Source organism: Bifidobacterium dolichotidis (genome assembly GCF_003951975.1).
GTDB classification, from domain to species: Bacteria; Actinomycetota; Actinomycetes; order Actinomycetales; family Bifidobacteriaceae; genus Bifidobacterium; species Bifidobacterium dolichotidis.
This window is the reverse complement of the sequence record NZ_QXGM01000001.1, coordinates 924,984-938,399: the sequence shown is the minus strand read 5'-3', so window position 1 is coordinate 938,399 and position 13,416 is coordinate 924,984. Positions and strand designations below refer to the sequence as shown.

Genomic DNA, 13,416 nt, shown 5'->3' with positions numbered 1-13,416 from the left:
TATGAACCTCATGCAAGAAGAAAACAATCAACCTATTGCCATTAGTTGGCAAAACTGGGGTTACCGTCACGCCTCACGTAACGAATTTGCCGTTCGTAATCTGAATCTCGATATTCATGAAGGCGAACACGTGCTGTTACTCGGTGCTTCGGGTATTGGAAAGTCCACAATTCTCGAAGGTGCTGCCGGCATTCTCGGTGACGAAGTAGCAGTGGCACAGAGTGAACCTGCAGCAGAAGATGCAGTTGCAGCTGATGATGATGCAGCTGTTGATGATGCAGCTTGCGCAGAGTGTACTGCTGGTGCTGATGATGCTGTTGCTGATGTTGACGCTGAGCCTCAAGCTCTTGTCGATGCAGACGGTGGTATTACCGAAGGTTCGATCAGTATTTATGGTGCCGATGCTCATCAGGCGCATGGGCAAGTTGGTTTGGTATTGCAGGATCCTGATGCGCAGGTTGTTTTCCAGCGCATTGGTGACAACGTAGCCTTTGGCCCAGAAAATCTGGATGTGCCACGCGAACAGATTTGGCAGCGCGTTGCCGAATCGTTGCAGGCTGTTGGCCTTGAAGATATTCAGTTGACTCGTTCGGTCTTGCACCTGTCTGGTGGTCAGATGCAACGTCTGGCATTGGCTGGTGCTTTGGCTATGCAACCAAAGGTGCTGCTGCTTGATGAGCCAACAGCCAATTTGGATCCTGCTGGTGTCACCGAAGTTGTACAAGCAGTCAGCGATGTCTTGCAGCGTACAAAGGCCACAATGGTGCTCGTTGAGCATCGTGCAGGCGCTTGGATCGATTGTATTGATCGCGTTATTGTGCTGGGTAATGCTTCCGATGAAGCCAAGCACACCGTAGTTGTTGCCGATGGCACTCCAGAAGCCGTATTTACGAATCCAGCTATTGACTTTGCTGAGCTCGGTATCTGGGTCCCAGAACAGTATCGCCGACCAAGCGATGTAATTCGTCCACTGAGTCAAGCAGCAGCAAATACAACGAGTGCAGCAACGCATCATGAGGTTGTGCTGCATACTGAAGACCTTGCCATTGGACGCAATAACGAAGCCATTGCTGACCATATCAATCTTGAATTCCGTACCGGTGAGATCACTGCATTAGTTGGTGCTAACGGTGCAGGTAAATCAACACTGTCGTTAACTCTGGCAGGCTTGCTCGAACCAGTTGCTGGATCAGTAGTCGCATCGCCAGCGCTTGCTGAAGGTACGAAGCATACGGAACCTTGGCCAATTCATTGGACGAGTCGTGAACTGGCAAGCCGTATTAGTTATGTGTTCCAAAATCCAGAACATCAGTTCGCTTGCTCAAGCGTGCTTGACGAAGTCATGCTTGGACCAATTCGTACGGGCATTGATGAGGATCAAGCTCGCGAACAAGCAATGCAGTTACTCGAGCAATTCCGTCTCGATCAGTATGCGCAGGTTAATCCATACACGCTGTCTGGCGGCGAGAAGCGTCGCTTAACCGTGGCAGCAGCACTCGCATGCGCACCAAGCGTGCTGCTTTTGGACGAACCAACATTCGGCCAGGATCGTCGTACATGGATGCAAATCGCACGACTTATTGATTCCTTACGTAACGATGGTGTCAGCATTATTGTCGTCACACACGATCGCGATCTCGTCACTGCGTTAGGCGCTCGCGTCGTTGAACTTGTCCCAGAATTCAGTACCGAAGAATGGGGTAGTAGCAGCAACCAATCGATCGAAGCTTCCCATACAGAAAAAGCCGCAGCTGTTGCAACTCCATTACGTGCGGGAGAAGCAAAATCTGTATCAGCCTTACGTGCGGGAGTGGAATCTGGTGCAACTTCCTTACGTGCGGAAGTGAGTTCTGATGTATCTGCCTTACGTGTGGGAGAGGATGATGCAACCGCTTTACGTGCGGGAAATGAGGTCAATACCGCATTTGGCTTAGGTGTGGGTGAGACGACGGTGCCTGTGAGTGCGGTGCGCGATCGCGTCGAGGAGCCTCGGCAGTCGAGTCGATCATCGTTCTTGGCATCGCTGAATCCTGTGTATCGTCTGATTGGCGCATTCCTTGTTTCGCTGCCATTGTTGTTGAGCTTGGATGTGGTGTCGGCAAGTGTGGCGCTCGCTATTGAAGTGATTGTGCTGTGGTTGCTGGGTATTACGCCTTGGCGTGTGGTGCGCAGTACGTGGCCTATTTTTATTGGTGCTCCAACATCGGCTTTAGCGGTGTTGCTGTACGGTAAAAGCGGCGGCGCGGTCTGGTGGCAGTGGGCTTGGATTAACATCACCGACCGATCTGCCATGCTCGCACTCGCAACGATGATCCGTATTCTTGCGATTGGTATTCCAGCGATTGTGCTCGTGCTCGGCATTGACGCAACTGATCTCGCCGATGCATTCAGTCAGATTCTGCATCTGCCAGATCGTTTCGTGTACGGCGGCCTCGCTGGCATGCGTTTGTTTGCTGTGTTGCGTGACGACTGGAGTGCGTTGACGGCGTCGCGTCGTTCACGCGGCTTGGGTGATGAAAGTGCTTGGCGTGCGTTCTTCCCGCAGGCATTTGCACTACTCGTGCTCTCGATCCGCCGCTCCACGATGTTGGCAACCGCTATGCAGGCGCGTGGTTTCGGCGGCTCCGGCCCGCGTTCGCACGCTCGAGTCTCCACAGTTCACGCTCGCGACTACTGGTTCGTTGTTGGTGCTCTTTTGATTCCTGTGGTTGCACTCGTAGCCGCTGCTTGCATGGGAACGTTTGCCTTTATGGGTGGCGAATAAACCGTTGAAAACAACAGAAGCCTAGGTTCAATAACCTAGGCTTCTTTGTATTTCAGCACTTGTTGCAGTACGAATTTCAGACTTTATAATCCGCATTGTTCTTTACGAATGAGCTTGTCATACTCAAACGTACAGCGAATATACGCAGGTGCTGTGCGATGCACGATGTTCATAGGAGCCGTGTGCCGTCGGGGTGATCGTGCTCCGACATACCAAATGTATTGTTTCTGCAGTGCATCTTCTGACTGCAGCATGCCTTCTGAACCGAGTATTTGTGCAACATCGTGGTAGCTCATGCCTAAATTAATTGTGATGTATGCAGAGCGAATATGCTTTTCGTGCTCTTCATTTTTTCGACTGCGCAGTAGAGCAGAAATAGAAATTGCAATAGCTACTAAACAAACAACAACAACAAAACCAGGGAACCACGTGGTCGTTGATGGTGAAAACGGATCATATAGTCTGTGGTGGTGCATGCACGCTCCTTTGCTCTGGAACTATATTTGCGCATAACATGCTCGGAGCAAAACTATGTTAAGAATCGATACCACATTCTGGGCGCGATTATAGAAACCAGTGCCATTCCAGTAAGTTGAATTGAGAGCACGCAAAACAGGCGTACCAACCAGTTGTGGTAACCAGAGCTTGTAGCGCAGCAGCATCATGAACTTCACAGTCATGAATACCATGCACTACTCAACAAGCATCCATTCCACACCGGTGGTGAACCTAAACATGATGCAGCCGCAATGTTGCGATGCGTCATAGTGCGTGAAAACAGAAGCATCGAGTTAAAGGTGACTGGAATGAGTAAAGCAGCAAAACGCAAAACTGCTACTACCAATCAAACACGAGCATGGACGTGGACTGTCTTAAGCATCATTGTGGCTGTGGCCTTAGCTGTAGGAGCGTGTGCATTATGGCTTCCTGATCGAGCGCCATCATTACTTGCACAAGCTCATGCTATGCGAACTGGGCCAGCGGCAATTCAGCAGTACACCGACGCAAAAGAAGTGAATGTTATTCCAGTTGTTGCTGCGGACCGAGAGATTCTCTCAAATTCGAGTGGTGTAGTCACCACGAGCTCTGATGTCAATGAATTGCGATCAGGAGCAACGGCGTTCACCGTAAATAATCGCGCTGTTATTGCATTACATACCGAAACACCGTTATACAGAAGTATTCAAGAAAACGACGAAGGCCAAGATGTACTGGCGTTGAATAATGAACTGGCTCGACTCGGCTACGCGAGTTCGTTGGGATCAACGAAATATACTGCAGCAACCAAGCTCGGCTGGAAGCAGCTCATGCTGGAATCCGGAACCAAGTGCGATGGCCAACTTGACTTAGCTGATACGCTGTGGATTCCTGAAGAAACTGTGTCAATCGCTGGATGGACAGCACAGCAGGGCACTGTTGTTAATCAAGGTGCACCAGTCGGCAAAATTCCGGGCGGACTCGTCAAAATGACGGTCCGTAACGGGCAACCATCCGATCGAGATCGCACCATTACGATCTGTAATATTGCAACAACGTTGCCAGCAAACTCAATTGATATAACTGATGGCAAAGTTCTCGCCGATATTGCTGCTTCGGAAGCGTATCGCAATATGCAAGAGAGTGATCGCGCAGCAGGTATTTCAGCCAAGCTGATGATGAGCGAACCATTTGATGTACTGCGTGTACCAGCAGCAGCCGTATTCAATATTGAAGATACGAAAGCCTGCATTGCTGTGCAACAACACAATAAGCTCGAGCCAATTGCTGTAACCATAGTGAACGGTGAACTCGGTACAAGCTATGTGCAAGCAGAGAACGCTGATACGGGCGCTATTCACGAAGTCGTTATTGGCCCAGAACTGACGACGCTCAAGTGCAGGTGAGCTATGCATATTGCCATACATGACGTAGCACACCGATTCCCAGGTACGGAATATCTGTTCGAACATGTCAACTACCGGATTGACCCCGGCCAAACCGTAGCCCTGTGCGGACCATCGGGCTGTGGTAAATCCACATTGCTGTCGATTCTGGCTGGATGGGAGAAACCCACACAAGGCACTATTGAGAAACATGAGATTGGCCGCATTGGTTGGGTATTCCAAAACCCTTATGGTGTAGCCCGACGTACAGCACTGGACCATGTGGTGTTCCCATTACTCGCCAAAGGATGGGATCGCAATGATGCAGAGGCACAAGCATATGAAGCGCTCGATCTGTTCGATTTGGGCTATGCCGCAGACCGTCGTTTTAGCGCACTATCTGGTGGCGAAGCGCAACGACTCATGCTGGCCCGAGCTGTGTGCTCACATCCAGACATGCTGCTCGTAGACGAGCCAACAGCACAGCTTGATACCAAAACAGCACACTCAGTCAGCAATGTGCTCGGCAACCTCGCAGGCCAAGGCATGATCGTTATCGTAGCAACGCACGATCCAGATACGAGAAATGCTTGCGGTCGCGTTATCGATCTTGCTGACTATGCGCCATCAGAAACGCAACCTGAAGTAACAGAGACTGAAGCAATACAGATTGAAGAAATAAAGACTGAAGCAACAGCAACTGAAGCAACAGTATTTGAGGAAACGAGCACCGTATGAAGCTTCGTAGTATATGGACCGAAAGTCTACGCAATATTGGCAGTGGTACATCGCATGCCATATCACTCGCTCTTGCATTCCTTATTATTGCAACACTACTTGGCGGCTATGGTGCGTCCACTGTTATAGCAATGCAAGGCGAAGCGCAAGAACGCATTGCAACACTTGGTGATACCGACGCCATAATGGGCGGCACTGTTGATGGCGTGACCTGTGACCAACTCTCAAAACTGCATCACAGCACAATCCAACAATCAGGAGCCTTGAGTGCGAAGGCTGATCTCATAGAAATGAAAGCAACACCTGGATCGCAAGTACAAAGTTTTACAGTCTCACCAGGCATGATTGAACTCGTCGCATCAGCGTCAGGTAAGGGTGGTGATCAGACTGTTGACACCTCAGGTACATGGGCTTCGCAATCGGTTGCTGAAGAATTCGGGCTCACCACAGGCAGTATTATCCAAACAACGCAAGGCGAAGAACGTATCGCAGGAATTTACGACTGGCCAAATGATGGGCGAGATACCAAACTCGGATTTGCACTCTTGATGCCACACCCTGCATCGCAAAATGATTATGGCGAATGCTGGGCACGGCAATGGCCGCATAGCGATCGAACCAGCGAATTACTCTACAGCACTATTGCTGATGCTGATCCACAAAACCCATCAGGTATTCTTCCTGTGAATCGCACGCTCTCGAGCAATTATGATGCCAATAACAGCTATCTCAAACGTGATACTGCATTCATGCCCGTAATTGCGCTCGCAATCGGTTGCTTCATCGGTGTAGTCGCCGTGCGCTCGCGACGACTTGAATATGCAGGTGCATTGCACTCAGGCCAAACCAAAGCCTCGCAAATTGCAGGCATAGGTATTGAAGTTACGATATGAGGTTTAGTCGCAACAGTGGCTGCCATGGCGTTGATTGGAGCATTCTGCGTGCGGTGTGCCATCAGTGATGCCGCCATGGTGTATGTTCAGGCAATTCGAACACCAATTGCAATGTTTACTGGACTTATTGTTTCGGCTCTGATAACCGCGCTAACCATACGAGAGTCGCGACTCTTTAAGCTGTTTAAACAGCGTTAGTCGGACGGCGTGGCATCGAGTAACGCAGTGATATAGCGCGGTTTAGCACGCTACTGTTGCAATCACAGAAATAATTCAAGACGGCAACGGGCGTTACGATGGCCGCATGCCTATGTATGACGAAGTGCTTAACCACGCAAATTCAGAACGGTTCAAGCGCATCAGAAGTTTAACCGACCATAAGCGCCGCGAAAAAGCAAACCGCTGCGTTGTTGAAGGACCACAAGCTGTTCGTGAGCTGCTGCAGTGGATGCCACAAGCAGCACTCGATCTGTATGTTGCTGTCGATTCGGCAGAACCAGACGCAGCATTTTTGAACCCAACCATTGGTCAACTGGCCGGAATGGGCTTGCGTGCGAACTGCTACGTGCACAAGGCAACGCTGCAGGTGCTGCATCATGTCAGTGCCGATTGCCAAGGCGTGTTTGCTATTGCTGACTTGCGTGAGCTGCACAGCGCCACGGAAGAAGCCATGAACGCTGCTATGGAGTCGGCAGCTCACGCTGGTGAGTCTGATGAAGCACAGACCGCACCAATGGTGGCTGCTTTCTGGCAGATTCGTGACCCAGGTAACGCTGGTACGGCAATTCGTTCGGCCGATGCTGCAGGCTGCGCATGCGTTATTTTCGTGGGCGACTGCGTAGATCTCTATAACCAAAAGGTGATCCGCAGCACTACGGGCTCGCTGTTCCACCTGCCAGTCGTCACGATGAGCGAGCAGGAGTTCGACGAGTGGCGTGCAGAGCATAACTTCAAGCTCATGGCTGCCGACGTGTACGGCACTGAGGATCGTAAGCCGCAGATGCTGCCAACGATCCTGCAGCAGCGCGCATTCACGCACGAACCAACTTGTGTGTTGTTCGGTAACGAGGCTCGCGGACTTGAAGCAGACATGCTCAACAAGGCCGACGAAATCGTCTCCATTCCTATTTATGGCAAGGCAGAATCACTGAACTTGGCAACCAGCGCATCAATTCTGTTGATGAGCATGGCTATGTCGAGTCGTGTTGAAACAATCTAGTACGTTAAAACGCTGAAAATACAAGCATTTTCCGCACTGTATGGGTGCTAGACCCTTAAGGAGCGGAGCTTGAAGGAAGGGCTCTTGTGGCAGAACAGATGAGCTTCGACGCTGAGGCCGTAACCGCTGCGGTTGCGGAAGGCATCGAGAAAATCAACCATGCCTCCACAATGGAGGAACTCAAGGCCATCAAATCACAGTATGCAGGCGCACAGTCGGCAATGACTATGGCCAGCAAGGCAATCGGCGGACTCGATAAGCCCCAGAAGAAGGACGCAGGCAAGCTCATGGGCAAGCTGCGCGCCGACTTCGGCCGTGCTTATGGCAAGAAGGAAGCTGCTGTCAAGGCAGCTGAAGAAGCTGCTGCACTTGCTGCAGAAACTGTGGATATGACTCTGCCTGTGGAACGTAAGCCTCTGGGCGCACGTCATCCACTGGCCAAGCTTATGGAAGATGTTGAAGACTTCTTCGTGGGCATGGGTTGGCAGATCTCTGATGGTCCAGAAGTTGAGACTGAGTGGTTTGACTTTGACGCTCTTAACTTTGGTCCTGATCATCCAGCACGTCAGATGCAGGATACGTTCTATGTGAAGGGCAACCAGACGAAGGATGCTGCAGGCTTCGTGGGCTCGAACATGGTGCTGCGCACGCAGACGTCATCTGATCAGGTTCGTGGTCTGATCAAGAACGGTGTGCCACTGTACATTGCATGCCCAGGTCGCGTGTTCCGTACCGATGAGCTCGACGCAACGCACACGCCTGTGTTCCACCAGATTGAGGCACTGGCAGTTGATAAGGGCCTGACGATGGCAGACCTTAAGGGTGTGCTCGATAAGCTCGCTGTGGCAATGTTCGGCCCAGATGCTCACACGCGTCTGCGCCCTAGCTACTTCCCATTCACCGAGCCTTCTGCAGAGCTGGATCTGTGGTTCCCAGATAAGAAGGGTGGCCCAGGCTGGCTCGAGTGGGGCGGCTGCGGCATGGTCAATCCAAACGTGCTGCGTTCTGCTGGCCTTGATCCAGATGAATACACGGGCTTCGCATTCGGCGTCGGTGTTGAGCGTACGCTGCTGCTGCGTTCCGATATCAACGATATGCACGACCTCGTTGAGGGCGACGTGCGTTTCAGCGAACAGTTTGTGATGGGGGAGTGAGCCACAAATGCCAATGGTAGATATTGATTGGCTGCGCGAGCACGTTGAGCTGCCACAGGATCTGACCTACGAGCAGCTCGCCAAGGATTTGGTGCGCGTTGGCCTCGAAGAAGAAGAGATTCACCAGTCCCAGCTGACTGGCCCAATCGTCGTCGGCTACGTTGTGGATGCAACGCCAGAGCCACAGAAGAACGGCAAGACGATTAACTGGTGCCACATTGACGTTGGCGACAAGTACAACGACGTTGACGAAAACGGCAACAAGGTGCCACGTGGCATCATCTGCGGCGCTCCAAACATGGCTGCAGGCGAGAAGGTTGTTGTGACGCTGCCAGGCGCAGTGCTGCCAGGCGACTTCCGCATTGAGCCTCGCAAGACGTACGGCCACATTTCCGAGGGTATGTGTGCTTCTGAGCGCGAGCTCGGCCTCGGCGACAGCCACGCCGGCATTATTCTGCTGCGCGACTACGGCTTCTCTGAGGAAGAGTACGAGAACTTGAAGCCAGGCGACGATCTGATGCACTTGCTGCACCTTGATCAGCCACTGCTCGAGATCAACGTGACGCCAGATCGCGGCTACGCATTCTCGTACCGCGGTGTTGCTCGTGAGTACTTCGATTCGACGGGCGCTAAGTTCACGGATCCAGTGACCGAGCTGACGGCTCAGGCACCTGAGTCCGCAGGTACGAACGGTGATATTGAAGTCATTATTAACGATGAGGCTCCAATTCACGGCGTTCCTGGCTGCGATCGCTTCTATGCTCGCGCTGTGCGCAACTACGTGCCAGGTAGCAAGACGCCAAACTGGATGCGTCGCCGCCTGTCCCGCGCTGGCATGCGTTCGCTGTCGCTGCCTGTTGACGTGACGAACTACGTTATGCTCGACCTCGGCCAGCCACTGCACGCTTACGATCTCGACAAGATCGAGGCTCCAATCGTGGTGCGCCGCGCTAAGGCCGGCGAAAAGCTGACGACGCTTGACGGCAAGGAACGTGATCTGAGCACCGAGGATCTGCTGATTACCGATTCTCCAAACGGTGAGCAGGGCTCGCGTGTGCTCGGTATTGCAGGCGTTATGGGTGGTCTCTATGGTGAGGTCACTGCAGAGACGAAGAACATTCTGATTGAAGCTGCTCATTTCGATCAGGTTTCGATCGCTCGTTCCGCTCGCCGTCACAAGCTTCCTTCCGAGGCTTCGCGCCGCTTCGAGCGTGGCGTTGACACTCAGCTCCAGCCAGCTGCCGCTCAGATGGCTGCCGATATGCTCGTGCGTTTCGGCCAGGCTGAGGCTTCGTTGACTCCAACGGACATCAACAATGTTGCTGCCCGTCCTGCAATTTCATTTAAGACTTCTGAAGTTGCACGTGTAGCCGGTCTGGACCTTACGGATGATGTGATCGTTGCTAAGCTCGAAGCCGTTGGCTGCAAGGTCACCGACGAGGGCAATGGCAACCTGCTTGTTGAGGCTCCAACGTGGCGTCCTGATCTGACGATGCCATGCGATCTCGTTGAAGAAGTGGCTCGCTTGGTGGGCTATGACGAGATTCCAACGCGCGTGCCATCGGCTCCAGTTGAGGGTCATGTTGGTCTGACTGTTCCACAGCTGCGCAAGCGTCAGATTGCTGACGAGCTTGCTGAGTACGGCCTTGTGGAAGTGCTGACCTACCCATTCGTTGGTGATGCAGACTTCAAGGCATTCCAGTACGACGCTGAAAAGGTTGCTCCTGTTAGCGTGCAGATCGTCAACCCACTGGCTGGCGACCGTCCATACCTGCGTCGCTCGATTCTGCTGACGCTGGCTCAGACCGTGCAGCGCAACATTCACCGCGGTATTGAGAACGTGAGCCTGTACGAGCTCGGCCATGTGTACCTGTGGGATCCACAGGCTCCAGCAATTCCAGCACTGCCTGGCGGCGTGCGTCCAACCGATGAGCAGATTGCTGCTCTGAACGCTGGTCTGCCTGATCAGCCAATGCACGTTGCTGGCATTATGACGGGTAAGGCTGAGCACGATGGTTGGCTCGGCGATGCACGTGCTGTGGATTGGACCGATGCTGTTGAAGCAGTGCACCGCATTGCTGATCGTATTGGCGCAAAGATTGCTCTGGAGCAGCCAAAGGCTGATGATGCTCCAGCACAGTGGCACCCAGGCCGTGTGGCTTATGTTGTTGCTGATGGCAAGAAGCTCGGCCTTGTTGGCGAGCTGCATCCAAAGGTGAACGAAGCCCTTGGCTTCCCAGCACACAGCGCTGCATTCGAGCTGGATTTGACGGCTCTGTTTGAGACGCTGAACAACAAGCCAGTGCAGGCTAAGCCAATTTCGACGTTCCCACCAGTCAAGCAGGACTTGGCATTCACGGTGTCGGACGACGTGACGGCAGAGCAGCTGCGTGAAGCAATTGAGCGTGGCGCAGGCGATATGCTCGAGTCGATTGACCTGTTCGATGTGTTCACTGGAGAGCAGGTTGGCGAGGGCATGAAGTCGTTGGCCTATGCAGTGACATTCCGCGCCGCGGATAAAACGCTGACTGGTGACGACAGTGAAGCACTTCGTGAGCGTATTGTTGCAGAAGCAGCAAAGCTCGGTGCACAACTGCGCGCATAACTTCAAGCGCATCGCAGCTCCACTTGCTGCGATGCGCTTTTTGTTGTTTTCAATTGAGTAAGGACATAATGACACAACACGATCCACTGCCTCAGTCGGACTCCCAGGCAAACATTCCAACGAATGCCAGTGCCAACGAGTCGTCTCAGGCAACGAAAGAACAGAAGCCTGTAACACAGAACGTACCGCAAATGCCATCAGTGCCTGCTGTGCCGAATATAGCCAAGAGTTCTGTTGTGCCATCATCTACTACTCATGAAGAGTCGTCTGAAGCACCAACTATGGAATTCGCTCAGTTCAAGGCTTCGAATGCAGCTGCAGAGCCAGCTGCAACGTCGGCGCCGACGGCTCCAGTGATGGCAGCAGCTCCTGCTACGTCAAACGAAGAATCTGCATCGACGGCATCGTCTGCTCATGCAGCAGCATTGCCATATGGTGTGCTGGCACAGGATCTTGGCGAGAATCCAAATGGTCTTGAATATGGTGCTATGGCAAACGAGTTCCCAGCGAACTATGACCCATATCTGTATGGTCATCCAGATACGCCAGCAAGCGAAAATGCTCAGCAGCATACGCCACAAGAGATGCAGCCGGTGCAGCATACGCCGCAGCCACCTCAGCAGGGTCCAAACCATCCTTACTACAACCCTGAGTTCTACCCATTTGGTCTGCCAGATGACGCAGCCCAGAATGGACAGAGCAATTACGGTGCACCTCATCCAGATGATGGCATGCATATGCCCCCTCAGCAGCATCACGAGTTCCCACAGGGGCCTATGAATGCTCAGCAGAAGCCACACCGCATTATTAACGGTATTGATCTCGATGATCCACAGCAGAATCCTGCTTATGGTCACTGGGATCCAGCTTCGATTATTTCGTTTATTCTGGCACTCGTATTCCCATGCCCAATTCTGCCAGCCATTCTTGGTGGCATGTCAATGTGGCGCACCAAGGTCTTTCATATGAAGGGTTTTGGCCTTGCCGTTGCAGCAGTCATCATTAATGTGCTGTATTCCATCTCGTTCTTCTATCTGATGGCACATGGCATCAGCATGAATGATTTGGCAAACCAGATGCAATCAGTGCTGCAAACTGCAACGGATTCAACGAAGGCAATTAAGGCCTGACGCTTGATTTAACAGCGTATACCCCCTAAAGTGTGAATAACATAATTTACATGGGGCAAAGGAGCCGGTTCCTCACCAATTTTGGTGAGCCGGCTTCTTTGTATTTTGGGGGAGAGAAGCAGTGTCGCATATTACGGTGAATTTTAAGTCCAAAGCGCTGATGCGAGCAGTAACCTATCATGTGTTGCTGCCTACCGATGAGGCATCAGGCGTCATGGCTGAACCGCCTTTTAAAACACTGTATTTTTTAAACGGGTTCACGAGTTCAGCTCAAGAGCTCATTGAGTATTTACCATTCCGCAAACAAGGTGAACTCAAGCACATAGCCGTTGTTATGCCCGATGGTGAGAATTCATTCTATTTAGATCATGCAGAGCGCTATAGCAATTACAGCTCGTATGTAACTAAAGAACTTATTGAAGAAACACGTAGATTGCTGCCACTGTCTACGAAGCGTGAAGACACTTTCCTTGGCGGTCTTTCTATGGGCGGTTATGGTGCGCTGATTAATGGCGCATTACACCGTGATCTATTCAGCAAAGTAGCCTGTATGTCTCCCGTCATTGACATGTTCCGCATGTCTCGAGAACTACCAGCAATTGCACTCAAAGATTCTATGCTTGACGCATTATTTGGTACCGAAGAGCAGTTCAAGTCTTCGCCAATGTATCCAATTAACGCATGGTCAGAAGGCAATCCGAACGATCTTCCGGAACTCTATATGTGCGTTGGTCAGCAGGATGCTATGGTGCATGACCAGATCAAAGAGTTCTATACCCAAGTTCGTGCCATAGGCGCATCGGTACAACTTGATGAAGCACCAGGTGAGCATGACCTTGGTTTCTGGGATCCATTAATGGATGATGTGTTCTCATTCCTCGCCGGTATTGAGCCAGGTACGAAGAACCATATGTTCTGTGATCTGAATAATGGCGACCCAACGAGCGGCCTCCATATGGATCGAGTTATCGACTCAGCAAGCTAATGACAATGTTCACATCGTGGCATGCATAATATTCATTACTTTGCATAGTGTGTATGCTGTGGGCAT

At 51.9% G+C, this 13,416-nt stretch carries 10 protein-coding genes; 9 read left to right on the top strand and 1 reads right to left on the bottom strand.

Annotated features, from left to right (window positions below; all coding sequences use genetic code 11):
• The first annotated feature begins 1 nt into the window (after nt 1).
• Nucleotides 2–2,764 (top strand): ATP-binding cassette domain-containing protein, encoded by a 2,763-nt coding sequence (locus D2E26_RS03675; RefSeq protein ID WP_241218864.1) that lies wholly within the window; start codon nt 2–4, stop codon nt 2,762–2,764.
• Nucleotides 2,765–2,847: 83 nt separating this feature from the next.
• Here the strand turns inward: D2E26_RS03675 and D2E26_RS03670 are convergent, their stop codons facing one another.
• Nucleotides 2,848–3,240, bottom strand: a complete 393-nt coding sequence (locus tag D2E26_RS03670; RefSeq protein WP_125963286.1) for a hypothetical protein — start codon at nt 3,238–3,240, stop codon at nt 2,848–2,850.
• 330 nt (nt 3,241–3,570) lie between these two features.
• Here D2E26_RS03670 and D2E26_RS03665 point away from each other — a divergent pair, with 330 nt between their 5' ends.
• From D2E26_RS03665 to D2E26_RS03630, 8 genes are all read left to right on the top strand, one after another.
• Nucleotides 3,571–4,647: a hypothetical protein gene (locus D2E26_RS03665; protein ID WP_125963285.1), complete on the top strand. Its 1,077-nt coding sequence runs from the start codon at nt 3,571–3,573 to the stop codon at nt 4,645–4,647.
• 3 nt (nt 4,648–4,650) lie between these two features.
• Nucleotides 4,651–5,364, top strand: a complete 714-nt coding sequence (locus D2E26_RS03660) for an ABC transporter ATP-binding protein (protein ID WP_125963284.1) — start codon at nt 4,651–4,653, stop codon at nt 5,362–5,364.
• On the top strand, nt 5,361–6,257 hold the full coding sequence (locus D2E26_RS03655; RefSeq protein ID WP_125963283.1) for a hypothetical protein: 897 nt from the start codon (nt 5,361–5,363) through the stop codon (nt 6,255–6,257). Before D2E26_RS03660 ends, D2E26_RS03655 begins: the two co-directional genes overlap by 4 nt.
• A gap of 304 nt (nt 6,258–6,561) precedes the next feature.
• Nucleotides 6,562–7,476, top strand: coding sequence for a TrmH family RNA methyltransferase (locus tag D2E26_RS03650; protein WP_125963282.1), 915 nt, complete (start codon nt 6,562–6,564; stop codon nt 7,474–7,476).
• Nucleotides 7,477–7,574: 98 nt separating this feature from the next.
• Nucleotides 7,575–8,630: a phenylalanine--tRNA ligase subunit alpha gene (gene pheS, locus D2E26_RS03645; RefSeq protein ID WP_241218863.1), complete on the top strand. Its 1,056-nt coding sequence runs from the start codon at nt 7,575–7,577 to the stop codon at nt 8,628–8,630.
• A 7-nt stretch (nt 8,631–8,637) separates the two neighbouring features.
• A complete protein-coding gene (gene pheT, locus D2E26_RS03640) occupies nt 8,638–11,235 on the top strand; it encodes a phenylalanine--tRNA ligase subunit beta (RefSeq protein WP_125963280.1) in 2,598 nt (865 codons plus the stop codon).
• A gap of 356 nt (nt 11,236–11,591) precedes the next feature.
• Nucleotides 11,592–12,365 (top strand): hypothetical protein, encoded by a 774-nt coding sequence (locus D2E26_RS03635; RefSeq protein ID WP_125963416.1) that lies wholly within the window; start codon nt 11,592–11,594, stop codon nt 12,363–12,365.
• Nucleotides 12,366–12,486: 121 nt separating this feature from the next.
• Nucleotides 12,487–13,350, top strand: a complete 864-nt coding sequence (locus tag D2E26_RS03630; RefSeq protein ID WP_164515846.1) for an alpha/beta hydrolase — start codon at nt 12,487–12,489, stop codon at nt 13,348–13,350.
• The last annotated feature ends 66 nt before the right edge of the window (nt 13,351–13,416 follow it).

What these genes read in the sequence shown, in the direction of transcription:
- D2E26_RS03675 (WP_241218864.1), top strand. Translation starts at nt 2, where the DNA reads ATGAACCTCATGCAAGAAGAAAACAATCAACCTATTGCCATTAGTTGG.
- D2E26_RS03670 (WP_125963286.1), bottom strand. Translation starts at nt 3,240, where the DNA reads ATGCACCACCACAGACTATATGATCCGTTTTCACCATCAACGACCACG.
- D2E26_RS03665 (WP_125963285.1), top strand. Translation starts at nt 3,571, where the DNA reads ATGAGTAAAGCAGCAAAACGCAAAACTGCTACTACCAATCAAACACGA.
- D2E26_RS03660 (WP_125963284.1), top strand. Translation starts at nt 4,651, where the DNA reads ATGCATATTGCCATACATGACGTAGCACACCGATTCCCAGGTACGGAA.
- D2E26_RS03655 (WP_125963283.1), top strand. Translation starts at nt 5,361, where the DNA reads ATGAAGCTTCGTAGTATATGGACCGAAAGTCTACGCAATATTGGCAGT.
- D2E26_RS03650 (WP_125963282.1), top strand. Translation starts at nt 6,562, where the DNA reads ATGCCTATGTATGACGAAGTGCTTAACCACGCAAATTCAGAACGGTTC.
- pheS (WP_241218863.1), top strand. Translation starts at nt 7,575, where the DNA reads ATGAGCTTCGACGCTGAGGCCGTAACCGCTGCGGTTGCGGAAGGCATC.
- pheT (WP_125963280.1), top strand. Translation starts at nt 8,638, where the DNA reads ATGCCAATGGTAGATATTGATTGGCTGCGCGAGCACGTTGAGCTGCCA.
- D2E26_RS03635 (WP_125963416.1), top strand. Translation starts at nt 11,592, where the DNA reads ATGGCAGCAGCTCCTGCTACGTCAAACGAAGAATCTGCATCGACGGCA.